The sequence below is a fragment of the Mycobacterium sp. OAE908 genome (assembly GCF_017872775.1).
In the GTDB taxonomy this organism is placed as follows: Bacteria; Actinomycetota; Actinomycetes; order Mycobacteriales; family Mycobacteriaceae; genus Mycobacterium.
Window position 1 is genome coordinate 771,734 of sequence record NZ_JAGGJL010000002.1, and the last position, 24,267, is coordinate 796,000.

Sequence of the window (24,267 nt, forward strand, 5' to 3'; positions counted from 1 at the left end):
AGACCTAGAAGGAGTGCTCCTCGGCCGGGAACGCGCCGCTGGCCACCTCGTTAGCGTATTGCACTGCGGCACTGCGTAATTCGCCGCCGATGTCACCGAAGCGCTTGACGAACTTGGCCGTCTTGCCGCTTGTCATTCCTGCCATGTCCTGCCAGACCAGCACCTGCGCATCGCAGTTCGGTCCCGCGCCGATCCCCACGGTGGGAATGGTCAGCTTGCCGGTGATCTGGGTGGCCAGCTCGGCGGGCACCATCTCCAGCACGACGGCGATGGCGCCGGCTTCCTGAACGGCGATGGCGTCGTGAATGGTCTGCTCGGCGCCGTCACCGCGGCCCTGTACCCGGAAGCCGCCGAGCCCGTTCACGCTCTGCGGGGTGAATCCGATGTGGGCCACCACCGGAATGCCGGCCTGCGTCAGCGTCGCGATCTGATCGGCGACCCGCTCGCCGCCTTCCAGCTTGACCGCATGCGCGCCGGTTTCCTTGAGGAACCGGGTTGCGGTGGCCAGCGCCTGCTGCGGGCCGGCCTCATAACTGCCGAACGGCAGATCCGCGACCACCAGTGCGTGCGGAGCGCCCCGCACGACGCCGCGGACCAACGGAATGAGCTCGTCGATGGTCACCGGCACCGTGGTGTCATAGCCGTAGACCACGTTGGCGGCGGAGTCGCCGACAAGCAGCACCGGAATCTCGGCTTCGTCGAAGACGCGGGCCGTGGAGTAGTCGTAGGCGGTCAGCATGGCCCACTTGTGGCCTTCTGACTTCCACTTCAAAAGGTGATGGGTACGTACTTTGGCGCGCGGTTTGGAATCTGCAGCACCGTAAACAGTCTGCTCAGACATCATTGTCCCTCGTAGTTTCGTCGGGTCGATCCTCGTGGCCCTCTGGGTCCCCGGGTTCGTCTGACGTTCACAAGTCTGCCACTGTCGCGTCGGAAAGTTAAAAGTCCGTCAAGTGGATTTCCTCACAGTCGGCGCGACCACGCATAAGCTTCCCGGCATGCAACGGCTCAGCGGACTCGACGCCAGCTTCCTTTACCTCGAAACCGCCAAGCAGCCATTGCATGTGTGCTCGATTCTCGAACTCGACACCTCGACCATGCCGGGTGGCTACACCTTCGACCGACTGCGCGACGCGCTGAACCTGCGCATCAAGGCGATGCCGCAGTTCCGCGAGAAGCTCGCCGACAGCCGATTCAACCCCGACCATCCAGTGTGGGTGGACGACAAGGACTTTGACGTCGACCGGCATCTGCATCGCATCGGCCTGCCTGCGCCGGGCGGTCGACGTGAGCTGGCCGAGATCTGCGGCCACATCGCTTCGCTTCCGCTGGACCGCAGCAGGCCGCTGTGGGAGACGTGGGTGATCGAGAACATCGCGGGCACCGACGCCCACGCCGGGGGCCGGCTGGCGATCATGACCAAGATGCACCACGCCGGCATCGACGGCGTCACCGGCGCCAACCTGATGTCGCAGCTGTGCAGCACCGAACCAGACGCGCCCCCGCCGGACCCAGTCGACGGCGTTGGCGATGCCAGCGGTCTTGAGATCGCGGTCAGCGGCGCAGTCAAGTTCGTCACCCGGCCGTTACGGCTGGTCAACGTGGTGCCGACCACGCTTTCGACGGTGGTGGACACCCTCAAACGCGCCCGCAGCGGGCTGGCGATGGCCGCACCGTTCGCCGCGCCCAAGACCGCGTTCAACGCCAACGTCACCGGCCACCGCAACATCGCGTTCGCCCAACTGGACCTCGAGGACATCAAGACCGTCAAAAACCACTTCGGCGTGAAGGTCAACGACGTCGTGATGGCGCTGGTTTCCGGGGTGCTGCGGAAGTTCCTGCAGGACCGCGGCGAACTGCCCGACAACTCGCTTGTCGCGATGGTCCCGGTGTCGGTGCACGAGAAGTCCGACCGGCCCGGCCGCAATCAGGTGTCGGGCATGTTCGCCAAACTGGAAACCCACATCGACGACCCCGGCCAGCGGCTGAAATCCATCGCAGAGGCGAATTCGGTTGCCAAACAACACAGTTCGGCCATCGGGGCGACCCTGCTTCAGGACTGGACCCAGTTCGCCGCGCCCGCGGTGTTCGGTGTGGCCATGCGTGTCTACGCAAGCAGTCGGCTGACAGAGGCGCGCCCGGTGCACAACCTGGTCATCTCCAACGTGCCCGGCCCGCAGGTGCCGCTGTACTTCCTCGGCAGCGAGGTCAAGGCCATGTACCCGCTGGGCCCGATCTTCCACGGCTCAGGGCTGAACATCACCGTGATGTCTTTGACCGGCAAGCTTGACGTCGGCATCGTGTCCTGTCCTGAGTTGCTGCCCGATCTGTGGGACATGGCCGACGACTTCGAAGCCGCGCTGAACGAGTTGCTCGACGCCACGAGGTAACGCTTCAAACCCCGCCTCGCCAGGGCGGATGCCCGGTCATGGCAGCATGTGAAGCCATGAACCTCAAGATCGGGGTCCTCGCGACCATCGCTGCCCTGCTTCTGGCCGGGTGCAGCAACGTGGTCCAGGGACGCGCCGTCATCTCGGCGCCCCGGCCGGGCACACCGATCCAGTGGTCGCCGTGCAAGTCGGCGGCCACCGAAGAAGCTCGCATCCCCGCGGGCGCCGAGTGCGGATTGCTGTCGGTGCCCGTCGACTACTCCAAGCCCGACGGCGACGTCGCTCAGATCGCGATGCTTCGGATCAAGGCCACCGGCGACAAGATCGGCTCGCTCGTCGTCAACCCGGGCGGCCCGGGGGAGTCGGGCGTCGAAGCGGCCGCTTCGATGGCCTCGACGTTGCCGCAGCCGCTGCGGGAGCGATTCGATCTCGTCGGCTTCGACCCCCGCGGCGTCGCCAACTCCATGCCCGCGGCGTGGTGCAACTCCGATGACGACAATGACCGGCTGCGCGCGGACCCGACAGTCGAGTACACCCAGGAGGGCGTCGACCACATCGAGAAGGAGAACAAGGAGTTCGTCCAGCGCTGTCTTGACAAGATGGGCAAGGAATTCCTGGAGAACCTCGGAACCGCCAACGTGGCAAAGGATCTCGAGGCCATCCGCGTCGGCCTCGGCGACGACAAGCTGACCTATCTCGGCTACTCGTACGGCACCCGGATCGGGGCGCTTTACGCCGAGGACTATCCCGACAAGGTCCGCGCGATGATCCTCGACGGCGCCGTCGACCCCAACGCCGACCAGATCGAGGAGGAGATCCGGCAGGCCGCCGCGTTCCAGAAGGCGTTCGACAACTACGCCGCCGACTGTGCACAGCACCCCGACTGCCCGCTTGGCACCGATCCCGCCAAGGCGACGGAGGTCTACAAGAGCCTGGTCGAACCGTTGGTGAAGCACCCGGCCGAGACGAGGGATCCCCGCGGGCTGAGCTATAGCGATGCGATCGTCGGAACGATTCTGCCGTTGTACTCACCGAACCTGTGGCGGCACCTGACCCAGGCGCTGTCGGAACTGCGCGACGGCACGGGCGACACCATGCTCGCGATGGCCGACCTCTACATGGGTCGCGACGCCAAGGGGCATTACAACAACTCCACCGACGTTCGCGTCGCGGTCAACTGCATGGACAAGCCGCACATCACCGACCGCGCCAAGGTGGTCGACGAGGACCGTCGCGTCCGCGAGGTCGCGCCGTTCATGAACTACGGCGAATTCACCGGCCTTGCACCCCTTGACACGTGCGCGTTCTGGCCGGTGCCCGCGACCGGCGATCAGCATGAGATCAATGTGAAAGGCCTGCCGCCGATCCTCGTGGTCTCGACAACCAACGACCCGGCAACACCGTACAAGGCAGGCGTCGACCTGGCTCAGCAACTCGGTGGCACGTTGCTCACGTTCGAAGGAACTCAGCACACCGTTGTCTTCCAAGGGAATTCGTGCGTCGACGACATCGCGACGCGTTACCTTCTGGACGTGACGGTGCCGCCGGCGAACGCCCGATGCTGACCATCACCACCGTCGGGCGCGCCGACGTCCCCGAGTTGATGCCGATGCTGCGGGCATACTGCGACTTTTATCGCGTCGAGCCCTCTGACGAGCGGTTGGGCGCGCTGGTGGCGGCGTTGATCGACGACCCGTCCGAGGGGCTTCAGCTGATTGCGCGCGATACCGACGGAACGCCACTGGGTTTCGCGACGATCTACTGGACGTGGCAGACGCTGTATGCCGCCCGGGTCGGGGTGCTCAACGACTTGTTCGTGGTGCCGGCGTCCCGGGGCACGGGCACGGGACGCGCGTTGATCGAGCGCTGTCTGGACATGTGCCGTGAGCGCGGTGCCGAGAAGTTGGTGTGGGAGACGGCTCCGGACAACGCGACCGCGCAACGCCTTTACGACGGCATCGGCGCCGAAAAGTCCACTTGGCTGACCTACGAGCTAGACGCGAGATAACAGCCTGGTCACCGTTGTATCCCAGGCGCAGACCTGCGGCCGTTGCGCATGCGAACATGTTCGCCATGTGGCGGGCGGGCAGGGTGAATTCAGTGCTGCTCGCGATCTCTTTGATGTCGGCGATCGCGTGTCCTGCTGCATGGGCGTCGCCGGAAGGCGAGTCGCTGCAGCAGTACGGCCAGCCGCCGCTGTGGGGAAGCTGCGAGCGGTTCGTCGGGGACACGACACCCATTCCGACCGCACAGTGCGGGACCGTGTCTGTTCCGGTGGATTACGCCAAACCTGAAGGCGCCCAAGCGCAGTTGGCCGTGATTCGCATTCCGGCGTCGGGCGACCGCATGGGTGTGCTCGTCGTCAACCCCGGTGGGCCCGGCGCATCGGCGGTCGACACCGTCGCAGGCATGGGCGCGTCCCTGGCCAACACCGATATCACCCGCCGGTTCGATCTGATCGGCATCGATCCGCGCGGGGTCGGCCACTCCACCCCGGAACTGCGCTGTCGCACCGACGAAGAGTTCGACGCGTGGCGTCGTGAGCCGATGGCCGACTACAGCCCCGACGGTGTCGCCCACATCGAAGGCCTCTATACCCAGCTCGCCGGCCAGTGCGCCCAGCGGATGGGCAACGAGTTCCTCGCCAACGCCGGCACCGCGTCGTCGGTGCGCGACATGGACGTGGTGCGGTCGGCGCTCGGCGAGAACCAGATCAACTATCTCGGCTTCTCCTACGGCACCGAACTGGGCGCCGCGTACGCCGAGCAGTACCCGGACCGCGTCCGGGCGATGGTTCTCGATGGCGCCGTCGACCCCAGTCTCGATCCGATCGCCAACAGCATCCGCCAAATGGCCGGTTTCCAAACGGCTTTCAATGATTACGCGACCGACTGCGCGCAGTCGACGGGCTGCCCGCTCGGCACCGATCCGACGAAGTTCGTCGACCGCTTCCACGAGTTGGTCAACCCGTTGGTGAACAAGCCTGGCTGGACGTCGGATCCGCGCGGCCTGAGCTATCAGGACGCGATGACCGGCACGGTCAACGCGCTCTACTCGCGACGCTATTGGCAGTACCTGACCAGTGGACTGCTCGGCCTGCAGCGCGGCACCGACGCCGGAGACCTCCTGCTGCTGGCCGATGACTATCAGCATCGCGACGAATCGGGTCACTACAAAAACCTTCAGGACGCGTTCGCCGCGATCCGCTGCGTCGACTCGGCGTACCCGACCGACCCCGCGGTGTGGGCCGACGCTGATCGGCAGATCCGTGAGGTCGCGCCGTTCATGGAGTACGGCACCTTCACCGGGTTCGCTCCGCGCGATCTGTGTGCGATGTGGCCGGTGCCTCCGACGTCGACCCCGCACCCGGCGACCTCGCCGGGTCCCGGCAAGGTCGTCGTCGTCTCAACGACCCATGACCCGGCCACGCCGTACCAGGCGGGGGTCGACTTGGCGCATCAGATGGGCGCCCCGCTGATCACGTTCGACGGCACCCAGCACACCGTGGTGTTCAACGGCGACGAATGTGTCGACACGTCGGTGGTGAACTTCTTCGTGGATTCGGTGGTCCCGCCGGACGGTCTGCGCTGCTAGCACCAAACGCAGCGCCCGTGTAACACAGATTTAACAGCGCGAACCTACGCTGCGGTCATGGATCGGCAGAAGGAATTCGTGCTGCGCACGCTGGAGGAACGCGACATCCGCTTCGTCCGGTTGTGGTTCACCGACGTCCTCGGATACCTGAAGTCGGTCGCGATCGCGCCTGCCGAACTCGAAGGCGCCTTCGAGGAGGGCATCGGGTTCGACGGGTCGGCCATCGAGGGCTTCGCGCGCGTGTCGGAAGCAGACATGGTGGCGCGCCCCGATCCGTCGACGTTCCAGGTGTTGCCGTGGACCAGTAGTTCGGGCAAGCACCACTCGGCGCGGATGTTCTGCGACATCACGATGCCCGACGGTTCGCCGTCGTGGGCCGACTCGCGGCACGTCCTGCGCAGGCAGCTGTCCAAGGCCAGCGACCTCGGCTTCTCCTGCTACGTGCACCCGGAGATCGAGTTCTTTCTGCTCAAGCCCGGCGAGGAGGACGGCTCGCCGCCGGTGCCCGCCGACAACGGCGGCTACTTCGATCAGGCCGTGCACGACGCCGCGCCGAACTTCCGCCGCCACGCCATCGACGCCCTCGAGCAGATGGGCATCTCGGTGGAGTTCAGCCATCACGAGGGCGCACCGGGCCAGCAGGAGATCGATCTGCGCTACGCCGATGCACTGTCCATGGCCGACAACGTGATGACGTTCCGGTACGTGGTCAAAGAGGTAGCCATCGGCGACGGGGTGCGAGCCTCGTTCATGCCCAAGCCTTTTGCCGAACATCCCGGCTCTGCCATGCACACGCACATGAGCCTGTTCGAAGGCGAGACCAACGCCTTCCACAGTCCTGACGACCCGCTGCAGCTGTCCGACGTCGCCAAGTCGTTCATCGCGGGGATCCTCGAGCACGCCCAGGAGATCAGCGCCGTCACCAATCAGTGGGTGAACTCCTACAAGCGGCTTGTGCACGGCGGTGAGGCGCCGACGGCCGCATCCTGGGGCGCGGCCAACCGCTCGGCGTTGGTGCGGGTGCCGATGTACACGCCGCGCAAGGCGTCGTCGCGTCGGGTCGAGGTGCGCAGCCCCGATTCGGCCTGCAACCCGTACCTGACGTTCGCGGTGCTGCTGGCCGCGGGCCTTCGTGGCATCGAGAAGAACTACGTGCTCGGCCCGCAGGCCGAGGACAACGTCTGGAGCCTGACCACCGAAGAGCGCCGGGCGATGGGCTACAAGGAGCTGCCCGGCAGCCTCGGCGTCGCGCTGACCGAGATGGAGAACTCCGAACTCGTCGCGGAAGCGTTGGGGGAGCACGTGTTCGACTACTTCCTACGCAACAAGCGCACCGAGTGGGAGAACTACCGCAGCCACGTCACACCGTTCGAGCTGAAGACCTACCTGTCCCTCTAGCTGACGCGTCGAATCACGGCTGCGCTAGTTTCGAGTGGTGGCCAAACCTGCGACGCAGCGTCCCAAGCTGCCCAGCGTAGGGCGGCTCGGGCTGGTCGAGTCCTCCGCGGCCGCGGACCTGGACCGACTGGGCTGGAACAGCGACGCGCATGTCGAGCTGTTGTGGTCGCTGTCGCGCGCACCCGATGCCGATGAGGCCCTGCGCGCGCTGGTCAGGCTGGCCGACGCCGTCGGAGCCGACTGGGCCGAACTCAACCAGGCCCTCGTCAAGGACAAGGCGCTGCGCGGACGGCTGTTCGGGGTGCTCGGGTCCTCGCTGGCGCTCGGCGACCATCTGGTCGCCCACCCCGAGTCGTGGCGGCTGCTGGCAGGCGCGGTCACCCTGCCCTCGGCCGACGAGCTGCGGACCATGTTCGCCGCGGAGGCCGAAAAGGCAAGCGACACAACGGCTGCGCTGCTGCCACTGCGGGCGCTGCACCGCGACCGGCTGCTGGTGCTGGCCGGACTCGACCTGGCGCCGACGGTCGAGAACGAACCAGTGCTGCCGTTCACCACGGTCGGCGAGCACCTCTCCGACATCGCCGACGCCGCCGTCGGCGCCGCGTTGATCGTCGCCAATAAATCGGTGACAGGCGGCGGCGAGCCGCCGCGGCTCGCGGTGATCGCGATGGGCAAGTGCGGCGCGCGCGAGCTGAATTACGTCAGCGACGTCGACGTCATCTTCGTCGGCCAGACCGCAGATGCCCTCGAGACGCGGGTGGCAGGCGAGATGATGCGGTTCGCAGGCGACGCCTTCTTCGAGGTCGACGCGGCGCTGCGGCCGGAGGGCAAGCACGGCCAGCTGGTGCGCACCCTGGACAGCCATATCGCCTACTACCAGCGGTGGGCCAAGACATGGGAGTTTCAGGCGCTGCTGAAGGCGCGGCCTTCGACGGGCGATGCCGAACTGGGCAGGCAATACATCGAGGCGCTGATGCCGATGGTGTGGACTGCCAGCGAGCGCGAGGACTTCGTTGCCGAAGTGCAGGCCATGCGGCGGCGCGTCGAGGAACTGGTCCCCGCGGGGGTGCGGGCCCGCGAGATCAAACTCGGCACCGGCGGGCTGCGCGACGTGGAATTCGCGGTGCAGCTGCTGCAGATGGTGCACGGCCGCAACGACGAGGCGCTGCATGTCGCGTCGACGGTCGACGCGCTGGCCGCGCTCGGCTCGGGCGGCTACATCGGCCGCGATGACGCCGCGAATCTGACCGCGTCCTACGAGTTCCTGCGGTTGCTCGAGCATCGGCTGCAGCTACAGCGGCTGAAGCGCACCCACATGCTGCCCGACGAGGACGACGACGAGGCACTGCGGTGGCTGGCGCGCGCGGCGCATGTGCGTCCCGACGGGCGGCACGATGCGCAGGGGGTGCTGCGCGAGGAACTCAAGCGCCAGAACATGCGGGTGTCGCGGCTGCACGCCAAGCTGTTCTATCAACCACTGCTGGAATCCGTTGGCACAGTTGGCATTGCCGGAATTTCCGGTGGCATGAGCCCACAGGCCGCCGAACGTCAGCTCGCGGCGCTCGGCTATGAGGGTCCGCAGAGCGCGCTGACCCACCTCGCCGCGCTCACCGGCCACTCCGGCAGGCGCGGCCGCGTGCAGCAGGTCCTGCTGCCCACTCTGCTGGACTGGCTGTCCGATACGCCGGACCCCGATGCGGGCCTGCTCGCGTACCGCCGGATCAGCGAGGAGCTGGCCGACCACCGGTGGTACCTGTCGACGCTGCGCGACGAGGGCGCCGTGGCCAAGCGGCTGATGCAGGTGCTCGGCACGTCGGCCTACGTGCCCGACCTGTTGATGCGGGCACCCGAGGTGATCCAGCAGTATGCCGACGGACCCACGGGTCCGAAGCTGCTCGAAGTCGACCCCGACGCGGTGTCGCGGGCGTTGATCGCCTCGGCCGGCCGACATGCCGACCCGGTGCGGGCCATCGCGGCGGCGCGCACCCTGCGTCGCAGGGAGCTGGCCCGCATCGCCTCTGCCGACCTGCTCGGCATGCTCGAGGTGACCGATGTGTGCAACGCGCTGACCTCGGTGTGGGTGGCCGTGCTGCAGGCGGCGTTGGAGGCGATCATCCGGGCCAACACCCCCAAGGGTGGGGTGCCCGCGCGCATCGCGGTGATCGGGATGGGCCGGCTCGGTGGGGGCGAACTCGGCTACGGATCCGATGCGGACGTGATGTTCGTGTGCGACCCCGTGGAGGGTGTCGACGAATCTGTCGCGGTGCGCTGGGCGGTGACCATCGCCGAGCAGGTCCGCACACTGCTCGGCACGCCGAGCGCAGACCCGCCGCTGGAGGTCGACGCCAACCTGCGGCCGGAGGGCCGCAACGGCCCGCTGGTGCGCACACTCGCGTCGTATGAGGCGTATTACGAGAAGTACGCCCAGACATGGGAGGTGCAGGCGCTGCTGCGGGCGCACCGCGTCGCAGGCGACCTCGATCTGGGGGAGCGCTTCCTGTTGACGATCGACAAGGTTCGCTATCCACCTGGCGGCGTATCGGCACAAGCCGTGCAGGAGATCAGACGCATCAAGGCGCGCATCGACGCCGAGCGGCTTCCGCGCGGCGCCGACCCGAACACGCACACCAAGCTGGGTCGCGGCGGCCTTGCCGACATCGAGTGGACGGTGCAACTGATTCAGCTGCGCCATGCGCACAAAGTGCCTGCGCTGCACAACACTTCGACATTGGCCACCCTCGACGCGATCGGCGCCGCCGAGCTGATCGCCGAGGGTGATGTCGAGCTGTTGCGCCAGGCGTGGCTGACCGCAACGCGGGCGCGCAACGCGTTGGTGTTGGTGCGTGGCAAGCCGACCGATCAGCTGCCCGGTCCCGGCCGCCAGCTCAACGCCGTTGCGCTGGCCGCGGGCTGGGGCAGCGACGACGGTAGCGAGTTCCTCGACAACTATCTGCGGGTGACGCGGCGGGCGAAAGCGGTGGTGCGAAAGGTGTTCGGCGAATGAGCATGGACTTCGGGTTCGATGTGATCAGTGCGCAGGAGTACGACCGTCAGCGCGTGCTCTACGAGCCGCTGACCGACGCGATCCGCCGACTCATCGATGCGGGCATCCACACCGACGTCGACGAGGCGACCGCTCGGGAGGCACAGGCCGCGGTTGAGGCGGTCGTCGCGATGCTCGAGCAGAAGAAGCGCACGGTGACGACGACGCTGCGTCACGAAGACACCGGGCGTCCCCTGGCGTGGGCCAATCCCGCTGTCGGAGTGCGTAATGCGATCGCCCCGCCGATGATCATTCACCACGAGGCCGACGGACGAGCCTGGAGCGAGTTCACCCTCAGCGGCGCGTATGAGGGGCCGCCGGGATGGGTGCACGGTGGCATCTGCGCGCTGGTGCTCGACCATATTCTCGGCGAGGCCGCCAGCGAGGGGCTGACCCAGCCGAAGTTCACCGGCACCATCAGCCTTCGTTATCTGCGCGGCACACCGCTGGGTCCGCTGCGCGCCGAGGCCTACATCGACCGAACCGAAGGCGTGAAAACCTTTGCGCGCGGCTACCTCAGCGACGCCGAAGGCACCACAGTGGAGGCAGAGGGAGTGTTCATCAGACCGGCATGGGCCAGGGACGCCGGATGAAGTTCTATGTCAGCACAGCGTTTCTGGACACCAGCGAGGTCGTCGAAATCGCCAAGGCCGCAGATGATCTCGGCTACGACGGGCTGGGCATCCCGGACCATGTGATCAACCTCGAGACGCTGAGCACGCCGTACCCCTACACCAAGGACGGCAAGCGCCGCTGGGAAGCGTTCACCGACTGGCCCGATCCCTGGGTGATGATCGGCGCGATCGCGCTCGTCACCACGCGGCTGCACTTCGTCACGACCGTGTACCTGCCAGCCATGCGGGATCCGTACTCCGCTGCGAAATCGATTGGTACGGCGGCTGTTCTGGCGGGCGGCCGGCTGGAGCTCGGAATAGGCGTCGGCTGGTGCGAGGAAGAGTTCACGTTGATGGGTCAGCGCTTCGACCGCCGCGGCAAGCGCACCGACGAGATGCTCGAGTTGATGAAGGCGTTGTGGCAGCCCGGCTGGACCGAATTCGACGGCGAGTTCTACTCCGCGCCGCGACTCGAGATGGAGCCGACGCCCCCGCACATCCCGATCTACGTCGGCGGCCTGAGTGACATCGCGCTGAAGCGCGCAGCGCGCAACGACGGCTGGATCGGCGACCTGATCACCACCGATCGCGCGATCGAACGGGTCGATCGGCTCCGCGAGATGCGGGCCGAAAACGGGCTGTCGATGGATGATTTCACGATCTTGACGCCGCTGACGGATGCATTCACCCCAGAGCACTACGAACGTGCCGAGGCCAGCGGTATCACCGGGATCATCACGATGCCGTGGATGTTCTACAGCGGTCCGTCGGCCTCGCTCGCCGAGAAGATCGACGGCATGCGGAAGTTCCGCAAGGACCTCGGGCTAGACACCTAGGGCGACGGTCTTGGTGACCACTCCGCCGTGGCCGTCGTCGACGGTGATGGCGAAGCGGTCGATGAATCCACCGACCGCCATGGCGCTGGGCGTGTACTGGAACAGGCCGTTGCCGAGGTCGTTGACCGTGCCGCAGAAGGGTTGTGACGCGGTGAACGTGACGGTGTCATTGTCGGGGTCCACCGCGGTCACCTGAATCAGGTGATAGCCGGCCTCGGTGATGGTCACGTGCGGCGGGCGGTTGGCGGCGCCGGAGTCGACCACAGCAACGTCGCGCGCGGTCACCTGTACCAACGACGAGTGCCACGTATCGGTGACGTAGATGCGATCCCCGCTGAGCGCCAACGCATTTGGCATGCCATGGATCGGGACGTTCGTGATGCGTCCGGTGGGCAGGTCGACGATCGACAGCTTGCTGGTGAACGTGGTGTCGTAACCCTGGCTCGCCACGTACACGTGGTCTCCGTTGTCGCTGACCGCGACCGCGCAGCCGCCGACGGGCAGCGTGTCCATGACCGCGCCGGTGGTGGCGTTGATGACCGTCGTGGTGCCGGGATGGCTGGTGTTGTACGAACCCTCGTTGTTGGCGACGTAGATCCGCCTGTCGTCCGGTGAGACCGCGACCCCTGTCGGGTAGTAGCCCGCGGGGGCGATCCCGATCAGATCACCGCGCGCGGCGATCACCGACACGCTGTGGGTGGACTCGCCGCCGTAGAAGCTGTAGTCGGTGACGAAGGCCTGGCCGAGCGCGCCTGCCGCCGTGTACGGGTGTCCGCCGACCTCGATGGTCCGGACCACGACTCCCTCGATGGTGTCGATCACGCTCACCGTGCCGTCTTGATTGTTGGCCACGTAGAGGTCGGCGCCGAGGACGGCCATGTGGAACGGGCGATCGCCGACCGGGATGAACGTCGTGGTGTGTTCGGTCGGGTCGATCACCGCAACCCGTCGGCCGGCCGGGTCCGCTACATAGAGACGGCGACCGTCGGGGCCGACGACGATGCCCTCGGGCCGGAACGTGAGAGGGATCCGCGAGAGGGTGTTGTCGACAGTGCGGACCACGGTGACCGCGGCTTCGCCGACGAAGCTCGTCACGTACACCTGCTCGCCGCGCGGGCTGACCGCCATGCCCGCGGGGACGACGCCAAGAGGGATCTCGGCGGTCACCGCATACGACGGGACTGTCCTCATCGACACCAGCGGAACCGACACGGGCACAGTGACTTTGTCCCGTTTGCCCTTTTTCAGCGTGATGGTGAATTTGTCGTGCCGTTCGGCTGTCGACGCGTCGTCGGCGACCGCTCGATGCCGTGCCGTGGCGGCGGGCCGGTAGGCCCAGACGCCCGTCTTCGCGTCGATCATCACTGTGCCCTTGGCCGGCGCGCTGGCAGCGTAGGTGTATCCCTCGGCAGTGCCGCCACAGCTGCCCGTGATCACGCCGGTCCGCGGGTCCGGGCTCTGCATCGCCGAATCGGGATCCTGCGGAATGACAAAGCGGCGCGGGCAGATTGGCACGGTCACGGTGATGTACGCGCTCGCGCCGCGCGGATCGACCGCGCGGAAGCCAAGCGTTTCTTCGCCTGCCGCGGTGTCATCGCGTTCCGACGGGTAAGGCACGTAGGTGAAGGTGCCGTCCCAGTCGATCGTCACCGAACCGCGTCGCGGGAACGGGGCATCGAGCGTGTAGGTCAGCCAATCACCGTCGGGGTCAACGATATTCGGAGAGACGGTGACCGCGCCGGTGGTCGGATCGGGCGGCCACAACCGCGGCGGTGCGACCGCGACCGGAACCTGATTGTCGTTGACCCAAGTCACCAGCGAGTCGAACGAGCCGCCGCGGCCGTCGTCGGCAATGACCGTGAAGCTGTCGGATTCGGCGTTCACCCGCGCATGTGGCGTATAGCGGAACATTCCGTATCCGAGGTCGGCGACTTCGCCGTCGCGCGGCTCGGTGAACGACAGGGCGAAGGCGGCGTCGTTCCCGACGGTCGCCTGGTAGGTGACCGCTCCGGTGACGCGATCACATGGCCCCACCTGACACACCATCAGCATCGGAGCCGCGTCGGCCCTGGACCAAGAGGTCATTGATCAATGATCGACCATTGGTTGCTGTAGGGGAATAGGGTGTTTCCCTAGATTTGAAATCTATGCGATCTGATCAGGTAATTAACGTTTCCGTCGGTTAGCTGTCTGCATTTCCTTGCGTTCGCTATTTATTGACGTACGCGACGAGCCCGCATCGAATCGAGCGCGTAGGCGCCGGGGCCGGTGAACACCAGCAGGAAGAAGGCAAAGCAGAACAGGATCGCAGGCAGGCCGCCGTTTCCGCCCATCTGTGGCGCGACGATCGGCCACAAGCCCTTCGGCTGGTGTTGCCAGAAATAGGTGACTGCCATGTGGCCCGAGGCGATGAACGCCGCGACGCGGGTGAACAGTCCCAGCAGAATCAGCAGCCCGGTGATCAGTTCGATGACGCCGGCGTACCAGACCGGCCAAGCGCCGGTTGGGATTCCGAACGCGATCGGCCAATTGAAGACATGCGATGTGCCGAACAGCGTGAACATCAATGCGAACACGATGCGGAACAGGCTCAGGACAGCGGGGGTGTATGAGTTGAGGCGTGCGTCCACTTTGGTGGTCATGCGAATGACCCTACGGGTCACGTCGTTGCGTTGTGAATCACACGCCGGACGTCGTGCGGCCGGTGGGGCATGGGAGCACCGGCCGCACGACGCGGCTCCCCCCGGGCAATGACGCTAGGGCCGAAGCGGCCGAGAGGAATCGGGCGTTTCCCTAGTCTTGCTCGAAACCATGCAGGCTGTGTTTTCGCTGTTGCAAATACATCGCGCCGTCGGGCGGTGTTGTGCCGCAACGCAAACGCGGGGCGGAGGAAATCCTCCGCCCCGCGTTTGTCAGACCGTCTGAACGACTAAACGTCGTAGTACAGCGCGATCTCGTACGGGTGAGGCCGGATCTGCACCGGAAGGATCTCGTTCTCGCGCTTGTAGGAGATCCAGGTCTCGATCAGGTCCTCGGTGAACACGCCGCCCTCGGTGAGGTATTCGTGATCCTCCTCGAGTCGGTCGATCACGGCCGACAGCGAGGTCGGCGCCTGCGGGATGCTGGCGGCCTCGTCCGGCGGCAACTCGTAGAGGTCCTTGTCGACAGGCGACTGCGGCTCCATCTTCTTCTTGATGCCGTCCAGGCCGGCCATCATCATCGCCGCGAACGCCAGGTACGGGTTGCCCGAGCTGTCGGGGCAACGGAACTCGAGGCGCTTGGCCTTCGGGTTGTTGCCGGTGATCGGGATACGCACGCACGCGGAGCGGTTGCGCTGGCTGTACACCAGGTTGATCGGGGCCTCGTAGCCGGGCACCAGGCGCTTGTAGGAGTTCACCGTCGGGTTGGTGAAGGCCAGCAGCGACGGCGCGTGATGCAGAATGCCGCCGATGTAGTGGCGCGCGGTGTCCGAGAGGCCGGCATAACCCGACTCGTCGTGGAACAGCGGGCTGCCGTCCTTCCACAGCGACTGGTGGCAGTGCATGCCGGAACCGTTGTCGCCGAACAGCGGCTTGGGCATGAACGTCACCGACTTGCCTGCCTGCCAGGCCGTGTTCTTGATGATGTACTTGAACAGCACCAGGTCATCGGCGGCGTGCAGCAGCGTGTTGAACTTGTAGTTGATCTCGGCCTGGCCGGCGGTGCCCACCTCGTGGTGACCGCGCTCCAGCACGAAACCGGCGTTCTGCAGGTTGGTGCACATCTCGTCGCGCAGGTCGACGTAATGGTCGTACGGCGCGACGGGGAAGTAGCCACCCTTCGGGCGGACCTTGTAGCCGCGGTTGGCGCTGCCGTCCGACTCGAACGGCTCGCCGGTGTTCCACCAGCCCGCCTCCGAGTCGATCTCGTAGAACGTGCCGTTCATCTGCGAGTCGAACGAAACCGAGTCAAAGATGTAGAACTCGGCCTCCGCGCCGAAGTACGCGGTGTCGGCGATGCCGGTGCTGGCCAAGTAGTTCTCGGCCTTGCGGGCCACGTTGCGTGGGTCGCGGGAGTACGCCTCGCGGGTGAACGGATCGTGCACGAAGAAGTTGAGGTTCAGCGTCTTGGCGGCGCGGAACGGGTCGATCCGAGCGGTGTCGGGGTCCGGCAGCAGCATCATGTCGGACTCGTGGATCGACTGGAAGCCGCGCACCGACGAACCGTCGAATGCCAGCCCGTCCTCGAAAACGCTCTCGTCGAATACCGAAGCCGGGACCGAGAAGTGCTGGACAACACCGGGAAGATCGCAGAACCGGATGTCGACGTACTGGACGTCTTCGTCCTTGATCTGCTTGATGATGTCGTCGGCGGTCTTTTCTGCCACTGAGTTCTCTCCTTATTTCTGGTAAACCCGCGGGTTGACGCTATGGACACGATGTTGCATGGTCGTCAACCGCATGTTGCGCTGAAGTTACGCAATTTGCCTGCAGCGGCGGCCGAAGGGCCTTCAGAAGGCCCCGCTTATCCTGACAGTATGGCCCGCGAGATTGGGTCCTGGCTGTCGGGTCCGTCTTCGGAGTCGGGCAGTCCGGGCCAAGAACCCAACGAGTATCCGGGCCAGCGGCTCGGTTTGCCGCAATCCGGCCCCCGATCGCTCGCCCGGATGGGCAGACGGCTCGCGGCGCTGTGCGTCGACTGGTTGATCGCCTACGGGCTGGCCGCCCTGGCGATGTCGTTCGGTTGGGTGTCGATGCCGTGGCTGCAATGGGCGATCTTGGGCATCTGGTTCGTGCTCGGCGCCGTTTCGGTTCGGCTATTCGGCTTCACTCCAGGCCAGTACGCGTTGGGTCTGATCGTCGTGCCTGTCGACGGCCGTCAGCATGTCGGCTTCGGCCGAGCGGTGGTGCGCGGGGCGCTGATCGCCGTCGTGATTCCGCCGCTGATCACCGACGCCGACATGCGGGGTCTGCAGGACAAGGTCACCAATACCGCGGTCGTGCGGCGCTGAGTCAGCGCCTGCGGACGGTGCGCTGCACGTTGCGCATCTTGGCCTGACCCGGCAGCGGCCCCTTCGGCATCGCGGCGGCGCCGCCCTTGCTTCCCAGCGCCATCAGCCGCGACTCCAGCGAGTCCATCTGCTTGACCGTGATGTTGGCGGGCAGCTTCGTCATGTGACGTTCGAGCTTGGCCAGCGGCACTTCGCCTTCGCCGTTGCCGACGATGAAGTCGTAGATCGGGGTATCACCGATCAGGCGGGCGGTGCGCTTCTTCTCCTGGGCCAGCAGAGGTTTGACGCGGGTCGTCGAACCTTCGCCGACGAGGATCACGCCGGGACGCCCGATCACCCGATGCACCGCGTCGAAGTGGCCGGTGGCGGCGACGCCGGGCGTGACCCGCCACTTGCCGCGCAGGTTCTCCAGCGCCCATGCCGCGGCGCCGGTCTGTCCTTCGGCCTTTCGGTACACCGACTTCTGCGCGCGGCGCCCGAAGATGACGAAGGCCACCAGCGCGCCGAGCACGATGCCCAGCGGAATCATCAAGTAGCCGGTGAACCCGCCCGAAAGGATGCCGAACGCCGTCGACGCGCCGACGATCACGACGAACGCGCCGATCATGTACGGCAGGAGGCGCTTGTCCTCTTTGCGCTGGATCTGGAACGCCTGCCACAACTGGCTGCGCCGCTGCTTGGAGGCGGCCTTGCGGGTCGCCTTGGCCTCGGCCTTGGCAGCCTTCACCGCAGCGGGGTCACGGGGTTTCGCCATTGGTTCAGGATACGGCTGGTCTGGATGCGACTGTCTGCGCGTACAGCCTGCCCGCCCGATACGACGACCGGACCAGCGGGCCTGCGAGCACTCCGGCGAAGGCGAGGCCGTTGGCGAACTGCTCGTGCTCGACGAATTCCTCGGGGTGCACCCAGCGCTCAACCGGGTGGTGGCGCACCGACGGACGCAGGTACTGAGTGATCGTGACGATGTCGCAGCCGGCTTCGTGCAGGTCAACAAGCGCAGTGCGCACCTCTTCGGGCGTCTCGCCCATGCCGAGGATCAGGTTCGACTTGGTGACGAGGCCGTAGTCGCGGGCAGCGGTGAGCACGTTCAGGCTGCGCTCGTAGCGGAAAGCCGGGCGGATCCGTTTGAAGATCCGCGGCACGGTTTCGACGTTGTGCGCCAACACTTCTGGACGGGCTGCGAAGACCTGCTCCAGCAGTGCCGGCTCGCCGTTGAAGTCGGGGATCAGCAACTCGACCCCGGTGTTGGGGTTGAGCTTCTTGATCGCCCGCACGGTTTCGGCGTACAGCCACGCGCCGCCGTCGGGCAGATCGTCGCGGGCCACCCCGGTGACCGTGGAGTAGCGCAGCCCCATCGCTTGCACGCTCTCGGCGACCCGACGCGGTTCGTCGCGGTCGAGGTCGGCGGGTTTACCGGTGTCGATCTGGCAGAAGTCGCAGCGACGGGTGCATTGCTCGCCGCCGATCAGGAAGGTCGCTTCGCGGTCTTCCCAGCATTCGAAGATGTTCGGGCAGCCGGCTTCCTCGCAGACCGTGTGCAGACCCTCCCGTTTGACGAGCGCCTTGAGCTCCTTGTACTCCGGGCCCATCTTCGCGCGGGTCTTGATCCACGGCGGCTTGCGCTCGATCGGCGTCTCGGCGTTGCGAACCTCGAGACGCAGCAGCTTTCGACCTTCAGGAGCGACTGTCACTACGTCAACGCTACTACCAGGCGGCCGTCGAGCGCGTCACACACGGCGTCGGCCATCGGGGTGAGCACGTCGTCGACGGTCACCCGGCGGCCGAACTCGGCGGTCAGCGACGTGACGCCGGCGTCGGAGATGCCGCACGGCACGATCGCGCCGAACGCATCGAGGTCGCAGTCGCAGTTGAGGGCGAACCCGTGCAGGGTGGTCGCGCGCGCCACCCGGATGCCGATGGCGCCGATCTTGCGTGCGGGTCGCTTGCCGTCCGGCGACACCCAGACGCCGGAGCGGCCCTCGACGCGGCCGGCTTCCAGTCCCAGCCCCGCGCACACTTTGATCATCGATTCCTCAAGGCGCCGAACGAAATTCACGACGTCGAGCGGCTCGGCGAGGCCGATGATCGGGTAGCCGACCAACTGGCCGGGTCCGTGCCAGGTGATCTTGCCGCCGCGGTCGGTGTCGACCACCGGGGTGTCGTCAGCCGGGCGTTCCTCCGGCAGCGTGCGGCGTCCTGCCGTGTACACCGGCGGGTGTTCGAGCAGCAACAGCGTGTCGGAGCCACCCGCGACGCGGGCGTCGGCGAGTTCGCGCTGCAGCTGCCATGCCGTCTGATAGTCGACGGTGCCGAGTCGGCGCACGTCGACCGGTGTTGTCGCCGACCGGATCGATGCCGCCATGGCATCAAAACTACGCGTCATGGTTCTTCGCCGTCGCGAACGCCAGCGCCTCGCCGATGGTGTTGTGGTGGAACTTGAACCCCGCGCGTTCCAGCACCGTCGGGATTGCCCGCTGCCCGCCGAGCAGACCCTCGTCGGCGAATTCGCCGATCAGGGTGCGCAGCGCGAAGCCGGGTGCGATCAACGGGGTCGGGCGGTTCACGGTGCGGCCGAGCGCAGCGGTGAACTCGGCGTTGGTCACCGGCGCGGGCCCGGTCAGGTTGACGGGCCCGGCCACCTCGTCGTGGTTGATCGCGAACAGCAGCGCACGGATTTCGTCTTCGAGACTGATCCATGGCATGTACTGGCGTCCGTTGCCCAGTCGGGCGCCGAGGCCCAACGAGAACAGCGGCTTGATCCGGCTCAGCAGACCGCCCGCGGGTGCCAGCACCAGGCCGGTGCGCGCCAGCACCACCCTGGTTCCGTCGCGTTCGGCGAAGGACGTTGCGGCCTCCCAGTCCGCACACAGCTGAGCCATGAAACCCTCACCGGCAGGGGCGGTTTCGTCGACGGTGCGACCGCCGGTGTCGCCGTAGTAGCCGACCGCGCTGGCATTCACCAGAGTCGGAACGCCTGCCTCGACCGCAGCTGCCGAGAGCACTTCGGTGGGCCCGATCCGGCTGTCGCGCAGGCTCTGTTTGAACGCACCCGACCATCGCTTCTCGCCGATGCTGATGCCGCACAGGTTGACGACCGCATCGACACCGTCGAGCGTGCTCGAGTCGAACTCGCCGGTGTCCGGGTTCCAGAACACCTCGTCGGCATTCGACGGCGCCCGCCGCACGATCCGCAGCACCCTGCGGTCGGTGGCGCGTAGCGCGTAAACCAATGCCGAGCCGATCAGGCCGGACGACCCCGCGATCGCGATGACGGCGTTGGTCACGGCGCTCTATAGCCCGAGATCGGCCTCGAAGGCACCCTCTTCGAGGCGGCGCTTGATGGTCGTCAGGAAGCGTCCGGCATCGGCGCCATCGATCAGCCGGTGGTCGTAGGTCAGCGGTAGGTAGCACACCGACCGCACGCCGATGGACTCGTTGCCGTACTGGTCGGCGATCACCCGGGGTCGCTTCACGATCGCGCCCGTGCCAAGCATCGCCGCCTGCGGCGGGACCAGGATCGGGGTGTCGAACAGCGCGCCCTGGCTGCCGATGTTGGTGATCGTGAACGTTCCGCCGGACAGTTCGTCGGGCTTGAGGTTGCCGCTGCGGGCGCGCGCCGCGATGTCGGCGATCGCACGGGCCAGACCGCCGAGGGAGAGGTCACCGGCGTTGTGGATCACCGGCGACAGCAGTCCCTGCTCGGTGTCGACCGCGAAGCCGAGGTGCTCGGCGTCGTAGTAGGTGATCTCCTTGGATTCTTCGTTGTAGCTGGCGTTGACGTTTGGATGCGCCTTGAGGGCATCGATCACCGCCACCGCGAAGAACGGCAGAAATGTCAGATTGACGCCTTCGCGTTCGGCGAACTTGGCCTTCGCCTTGGCCCGCAGCGACACGATCTTGGTCATGTCGACCTCGTGGGTTTGCGTCAATTGCGCTGTGGCCTGCAGAGATTCGCGGGTCTTCTTCGCGGTGATCTGGCGGATCCGGTTGGCCTTCTGCGTGGTCCCGCGCAGGTGGGCCAGCGCAGGTGCGGGCGTCGCAGCGGCGGCGGCCGGTTTGGCGGGGGCCGCAGCGGGCGCGGCCTCTGGTGCCGGGGCGGCCGGGGCCTTCTTGGCTTCCGCGGCGGCCATCACGTCCTGCTTGCGAATCCGCCCGCCGACGCCGGTGCCCTTCACCGATGCCAGGTCAATGTCGTTCTCAGCGGCCAGCTTTCGCACCAGTGGGGTGACGTACGGGCCGCCGTCGGGCGACGGCGCCTCTGCCGCGGGGGCCGGCTGGGCCTCGGGCTTGGGCTCCGGCTTGGGTTCTGGCTTGGCATCGGCGGCCGGCTCGGCCTTGGGTTCGGGTTTCGGTTCCGGCTTTGGCTCGGGCTTGGGTTCGGGTTTCGGCTCGGGCGTGGGTTCGGGCGCAGGCGCCTCGGCTGCTCCGGCATCGGCGTCGCCGATCTTGGCCAGCTCGCCGCCGACGGCGACGGTGTCGTCCTCTTCGGCGGTGATCGACAGCAGCGTGCCCGCCACCGGGGAAGGGATCTCGGTGTCGACCTTGTCGGTGGACACCTCGACCAGTGGCTCGTCGACCTCGACGGAATCGCCGACCTTCTTCAGCCAGCGCGTCACGGTGCCTTCGGTGACCGACTCGCCGAGCTCGGGCATCTTCACCGACGTGGCCTGACCGCCGCCGCCCGACGACGCGGCTGCCGGCTTGGCCGGTTCGGGCGCGGGCTCCTGTTCCTCGGCGGCCGGTTCGGGCTGCGCCGCAGGCTCCTCGGCGGGCTTTTCCTCTTCGGCGGCCGGGGCCGGTTCGGCAGGCGCTTCGCCTGCGTCGCCGATCACCGCGAGCTCACCGCCGACCTCAACGGTGTCGTCTTCGGCAGCGACGATCTTGGTCAACACGCCTGCGGCCGGCGAAGGGATCTCCGTGTCGACCTTGTCGGTGGACACCTCGAGTAATGGCTCATCTTGTTCGACCGTGTCGCCCTCTTGCTTGAGCCAGCGGGTGACAGTGCCCTCGGTGACGCTCTCGCCGAGTGCGGGCATCTGAACGGAGATGGCCATATGTATCGACTCCCTCGCTCTCTGAAAACGGTTCAGTTGGTACGGGTCGAATGTCGGGTCCCATCCTGTCACGTCTGCCCACGCAATTCGCCGCAGACCTGGGGTCTGAAAGCTCTGGCACTATCGATAGAGGTGAAAGAGAAGGAGCCGAGCCCAGGTGGGACTGTTCGACAGGTTTCGCGGCGGTCGTCAAGCGCGGAGCGCGGCCGGTACTGACCCAGCAGCCGACCTGAAGTACCTGCAGCAGTGGGTGGCCGAACACATCGGCGTCGAAGCGTTCGTCGAGCCGAGAACCACCGTCACCGATGTCACCGTCGTCCTGGTGGCCGCCGATGGCGAGTGGACCCGCCGCAGGGCCGGGGGTGACGCCGGTGCGAGGAGGCTGAGCGAGCGGCTACAGATCCCGGTCTACGACGTGCAGAAGGTGGGTTACCCACAGCGGATGCGGGACTACGACGCGCGTAGGCGGATTCAGCGCGACCGTGCACTTCGGGATGAGCTCGAAGGCTGATGAGCGCTTGCGCGAAGAAGAGACTGCCCTGATCAAGGGTCCTGATACGGTACCAGCGGTCCCACTAACTGTGCGGAGGTGCCATGGCCGAGCGGTTCATCGACAGCACTGACGGCGTACGCGTCGCCGTCTACGAAGAAGGCAATCCCGACGGTCCGACCATCGTGCTCGTGCACGGCTGGCCGGATTCGCACTTTCTGTGGAACGGCGTCGTGCCGCTTCTGGCCGACCGCTTCCGGATCGTGCGTTACGACAACCGCGGCGCCGGGAAATCGACTGTGCCGAAAAAGGTTTCGGCCTTCACCATGCCCCGTTTCGCCGACGACTTCGCCGCGGTGATCGATGCGGTGGCGCCGGGACAGCCCGTGCATGTGCTGGCTCATGACTGGGGATCGGCGGGGGTGTGGGAGTACTTATCCCGTTCCGGGGCAAGCGATCACGTCGCTTCCTTCACCTCGCTGTCCGGCCCCAGCTCCGATCATCTGGTGATGTACCTGCGTAACGCGCTCCTGCGGCCGCATCGACCGAAGCGGTTTGCGCGTGCGCTTTATCAAGCACTGCGGCTGACCTACATGGGCGTGTTCTCAGTGCCGCTGCTGCTGCCACTGGCCATGCGTGCGTTTCTCGCCGACGCGATTCGCCAGTTGATCATCGACCGCGGGATACCGTCGCACCAACTTCACCACGCCGAAACGTTCAAGGCGGACGCGGCAAACGGCATGAAGATCTACCGCGCCAACTTCTTGCGCTCGGCAGGCAACGTCCGACGGGACTACCGCGTCGATGTGCCCGTTCAATTGATCGTCAACACCAAGGACAACTGGATTCAGCCCCACGGGTTCGACGAAACACACAACTGGGTGCCGCGGTTGTGGCGGCGCGACATCAGGGCCGGCCACTGGTCACCCATGTCGCACCCCCAGGTACTCGCCGCGTCGGTTGCCGAGTTCGTCGACTTTCTGAACGGCAAGCCCGCCACCCGTTCGCTGCTGCGCGCACAGGTCGGTCGTCCACGCGAATACTTCAGCGACACACTGGTTTCCGTCACCGGCGCGGGCAGCGGCATCGGCCGTGAGACCGCGCTGGCGTTTGCCCGTGAGGGCGCCGAACTGGTGATCAGCGATATCGACGAAGCGACGGTCAAGGAGACCGCAGCGCAGATCACCGCGCGCGGCGGCGTCGCGCACTTCTACACGCTAGATGTCTCCGACGCCGAGGCCGTCGAGGAGTTCGCCGAACGCGTGAGCGCCGAGCACGGCGTGCCCGACATCGTGGTCAACAACGCCGGAATCGGCCACGCGGGGCTGTTTCTTGACACGCCTGCCGAACAGTTCGACAGGGTGCTCGACATCAACTTCGGCGGGGTCGTCAACTGCTGCAGGTCATTCGGCCGCCGACTCGTTGACAGAGGTACTGGCGGGCACATCGTCAACATCTCGTCGATGGCCGCGTATTCGCCGCAGCAGTCGATGAATCGTACTCAACCAGCAAGGCCGCCGTGTTCATGTTCGGTGATTGTCTGCGCGCCGAACTGGATCAGGCCGGGGTCGGGCTGACTACCGTCTGCCCGGGCGTGATCAACACGAACATCGTGCACACCACGAGGTTCGACGTGCCGGCAGCAAAGCAGGCGAAGGTGGAGGCGCGTCGCGCGCAGCTCGAAAAGGCTTTCGCAGCACGCAGATACGGCCCCGACAAGGTGGCCAAGGCGATCGTGTCGGCCGTCAAGAAGAACAAGCCGATCCGGCCCGTCGCGCCGGAGGCCTACTTCGTGTACGGCGTCGCGCACCTGCTGCCGCAGGTGATGCGCAGCTCCGCGCGCGCAAACGTGATGTAG

19 protein-coding genes and 1 pseudogene are annotated in these 24,267 nt (G+C 66.3%); 11 read left to right on the forward strand and 9 right to left on the reverse strand.

The features are described from left to right. Window positions 1–4: 4 nt before the first annotated feature. The gene (gene panB / locus J3E61_RS28890; RefSeq protein ID WP_192723150.1) at window positions 5–841 is read right to left on the reverse strand and encodes a 3-methyl-2-oxobutanoate hydroxymethyltransferase; all 837 of its coding nucleotides are present in this window, start codon (window positions 839–841) and stop codon (window positions 5–7) included. A gap of 157 nt (window positions 842–998) precedes the next feature. Between panB and J3E61_RS28895 the strand changes: the two genes are divergently transcribed. From J3E61_RS28895 to J3E61_RS28930, 8 genes are read left to right on the forward strand one after another with little or no spacing between them, the layout of a single operon-like run. Further along, the gene (locus J3E61_RS28895) at window positions 999–2,390 is read left to right on the forward strand and encodes a wax ester/triacylglycerol synthase family O-acyltransferase (protein WP_192723149.1); all 1,392 of its coding nucleotides are present in this window, start codon (window positions 999–1,001) and stop codon (window positions 2,388–2,390) included. A gap of 56 nt (window positions 2,391–2,446) precedes the next feature. Further along, window positions 2,447–3,955: an alpha/beta hydrolase gene (locus tag J3E61_RS28900; protein WP_210086201.1), complete on the forward strand. Its 1,509-nt coding sequence runs from the start codon at window positions 2,447–2,449 to the stop codon at window positions 3,953–3,955. After that, window positions 3,949–4,398, forward strand: coding sequence for a GNAT family N-acetyltransferase (locus J3E61_RS28905; RefSeq protein WP_210086202.1), 450 nt, complete (start codon window positions 3,949–3,951; stop codon window positions 4,396–4,398). Before J3E61_RS28900 ends, J3E61_RS28905 begins: the two co-directional genes overlap by 7 nt. Before the next feature lie 56 nt (window positions 4,399–4,454). Beyond that, window positions 4,455–5,984 carry an alpha/beta hydrolase gene (locus J3E61_RS28910; protein WP_210086203.1) on the forward strand — a complete coding sequence of 510 codons (1,530 nt, stop codon included), beginning with the start codon at window positions 4,455–4,457 and terminating at the stop codon, window positions 5,982–5,984. Window positions 5,985–6,041: 57 nt separating this feature from the next. Continuing rightward, on the forward strand, window positions 6,042–7,382 hold the full coding sequence (glnA, locus tag J3E61_RS28915; RefSeq protein WP_192723145.1) for a type I glutamate--ammonia ligase: 1,341 nt from the start codon (window positions 6,042–6,044) through the stop codon (window positions 7,380–7,382). 34 nt (window positions 7,383–7,416) lie between these two features. Continuing rightward, complete coding sequence (locus J3E61_RS28920) at window positions 7,417–10,386, forward strand: bifunctional [glutamine synthetase] adenylyltransferase/[glutamine synthetase]-adenylyl-L-tyrosine phosphorylase (protein WP_210086204.1); 2,970 nt, start codon at window positions 7,417–7,419, stop codon at window positions 10,384–10,386. A gap of 2 nt (window positions 10,387–10,388) precedes the next feature. After that, window positions 10,389–11,018, forward strand: coding sequence for a PaaI family thioesterase (locus J3E61_RS28925; RefSeq protein ID WP_192723880.1), 630 nt, complete (start codon window positions 10,389–10,391; stop codon window positions 11,016–11,018). Further along, complete coding sequence (locus tag J3E61_RS28930; protein WP_210086205.1) at window positions 11,015–11,875, forward strand: TIGR03619 family F420-dependent LLM class oxidoreductase; 861 nt, start codon at window positions 11,015–11,017, stop codon at window positions 11,873–11,875. Before J3E61_RS28925 ends, J3E61_RS28930 begins: the two co-directional genes overlap by 4 nt. Here J3E61_RS28930 and J3E61_RS28935 read toward each other — a convergent pair. The 3 genes from J3E61_RS28935 to glnA (J3E61_RS28945) all read right to left on the reverse strand — a co-directional run bounded on the left by J3E61_RS28935 (window position 11,864) and on the right by glnA (J3E61_RS28945) (window position 16,241). Further along, window positions 11,864–13,960, reverse strand: coding sequence for a hypothetical protein (locus J3E61_RS28935; RefSeq protein WP_210086206.1), 2,097 nt, complete (start codon window positions 13,958–13,960; stop codon window positions 11,864–11,866). The genes J3E61_RS28930 and J3E61_RS28935 overlap by 12 nt on opposite strands. 128 nt (window positions 13,961–14,088) lie before the next feature. Next, on the reverse strand, window positions 14,089–14,517 hold the full coding sequence (locus J3E61_RS28940) for a DoxX family membrane protein (protein WP_192723141.1): 429 nt from the start codon (window positions 14,515–14,517) through the stop codon (window positions 14,089–14,091). A gap of 287 nt (window positions 14,518–14,804) precedes the next feature. After that, the gene (glnA, locus tag J3E61_RS28945; protein WP_210086207.1) at window positions 14,805–16,241 is read right to left on the reverse strand and encodes a type I glutamate--ammonia ligase; all 1,437 of its coding nucleotides are present in this window, start codon (window positions 16,239–16,241) and stop codon (window positions 14,805–14,807) included. A 150-nt stretch (window positions 16,242–16,391) separates the two neighbouring features. Here glnA (J3E61_RS28945) and J3E61_RS28950 point away from each other — a divergent pair, with 150 nt between their 5' ends. Next, a complete protein-coding gene (locus J3E61_RS28950) occupies window positions 16,392–16,865 on the forward strand; it encodes an RDD family protein (RefSeq protein WP_192723139.1) in 474 nt (157 codons plus the stop codon). Window position 16,866: 1 nt separating this feature from the next. On the opposite strand, the gene J3E61_RS28955 is transcribed toward J3E61_RS28950, so the two are convergent. The 5 genes from J3E61_RS28955 to sucB are packed head-to-tail and all read right to left on the reverse strand — an operon-like array spanning window position 16,867 to window position 21,919. Next, entirely contained in the window at window positions 16,867–17,619 is a 753-nt protein-coding gene (locus tag J3E61_RS28955) for a DUF4191 family protein (RefSeq protein WP_192723138.1), read from the reverse strand. Window positions 17,620–17,623: 4 nt separating this feature from the next. Next, on the reverse strand, window positions 17,624–18,556 hold the full coding sequence (gene lipA / locus J3E61_RS28960; protein ID WP_210086208.1) for a lipoyl synthase: 933 nt from the start codon (window positions 18,554–18,556) through the stop codon (window positions 17,624–17,626). After that, a complete protein-coding gene (gene lipB, locus J3E61_RS28965) occupies window positions 18,556–19,227 on the reverse strand; it encodes a lipoyl(octanoyl) transferase LipB (protein ID WP_210086209.1) in 672 nt (223 codons plus the stop codon). Before lipB ends, lipA begins: the two co-directional genes overlap by 1 nt. 10 nt (window positions 19,228–19,237) lie before the next feature. Next, window positions 19,238–20,149 carry a TIGR01777 family oxidoreductase gene (locus J3E61_RS28970; RefSeq protein ID WP_192723135.1) on the reverse strand — a complete coding sequence of 304 codons (912 nt, stop codon included), beginning with the start codon at window positions 20,147–20,149 and terminating at the stop codon, window positions 19,238–19,240. 6 nt (window positions 20,150–20,155) lie between these two features. After that, window positions 20,156–21,919: a 2-oxoglutarate dehydrogenase, E2 component, dihydrolipoamide succinyltransferase gene (gene sucB, locus J3E61_RS28975; protein WP_210086210.1), complete on the reverse strand. Its 1,764-nt coding sequence runs from the start codon at window positions 21,917–21,919 to the stop codon at window positions 20,156–20,158. Between the two features lie 157 nt (window positions 21,920–22,076). Here sucB and J3E61_RS28980 point away from each other — a divergent pair, with 157 nt between their 5' ends. Both J3E61_RS28980 and J3E61_RS28985 read left to right on the forward strand, forming a co-directional pair. Then, entirely contained in the window at window positions 22,077–22,430 is a 354-nt protein-coding gene (locus tag J3E61_RS28980; RefSeq protein WP_210086211.1) for an oxidoreductase, read from the forward strand. An 83-nt stretch (window positions 22,431–22,513) separates the two neighbouring features. Beyond that, window positions 22,514–24,267 (forward strand): annotated as a pseudogene (locus J3E61_RS28985) (SDR family oxidoreductase).

Coding starts and splice junctions, on each gene's coding strand:
- J3E61_RS28935 (WP_210086206.1), bottom strand. CDS start 13,960: ATGACCTCTTGGTCCAGGGCCGACGCGGCTCCGATGCTGATGGTGTGT.
- J3E61_RS28950 (WP_192723139.1), top strand. CDS start 16,392: ATGGCCCGCGAGATTGGGTCCTGGCTGTCGGGTCCGTCTTCGGAGTCG.
- J3E61_RS28930 (WP_210086205.1), top strand. CDS start 11,015: ATGAAGTTCTATGTCAGCACAGCGTTTCTGGACACCAGCGAGGTCGTC.
- J3E61_RS28905 (WP_210086202.1), top strand. CDS start 3,949: ATGCTGACCATCACCACCGTCGGGCGCGCCGACGTCCCCGAGTTGATG.
- J3E61_RS28955 (WP_192723138.1), bottom strand. CDS start 17,619: ATGGCGAAACCCCGTGACCCCGCTGCGGTGAAGGCTGCCAAGGCCGAG.
- J3E61_RS28895 (WP_192723149.1), top strand. CDS start 999: ATGCAACGGCTCAGCGGACTCGACGCCAGCTTCCTTTACCTCGAAACC.
- sucB (WP_210086210.1), bottom strand. CDS start 21,919: ATGGCCATCTCCGTTCAGATGCCCGCACTCGGCGAGAGCGTCACCGAG.
- J3E61_RS28900 (WP_210086201.1), top strand. CDS start 2,447: ATGAACCTCAAGATCGGGGTCCTCGCGACCATCGCTGCCCTGCTTCTG.
- J3E61_RS28925 (WP_192723880.1), top strand. CDS start 10,389: ATGGACTTCGGGTTCGATGTGATCAGTGCGCAGGAGTACGACCGTCAG.
- panB (WP_192723150.1), bottom strand. CDS start 841: ATGTCTGAGCAGACTGTTTACGGTGCTGCAGATTCCAAACCGCGCGCC.
- lipB (WP_210086209.1), bottom strand. CDS start 19,227: ATGGCGGCATCGATCCGGTCGGCGACAACACCGGTCGACGTGCGCCGA.
- J3E61_RS28910 (WP_210086203.1), top strand. CDS start 4,455: ATGTTCGCCATGTGGCGGGCGGGCAGGGTGAATTCAGTGCTGCTCGCG.
- glnA (WP_192723145.1), top strand. CDS start 6,042: ATGGATCGGCAGAAGGAATTCGTGCTGCGCACGCTGGAGGAACGCGAC.
- J3E61_RS28940 (WP_192723141.1), bottom strand. CDS start 14,517: ATGACCACCAAAGTGGACGCACGCCTCAACTCATACACCCCCGCTGTC.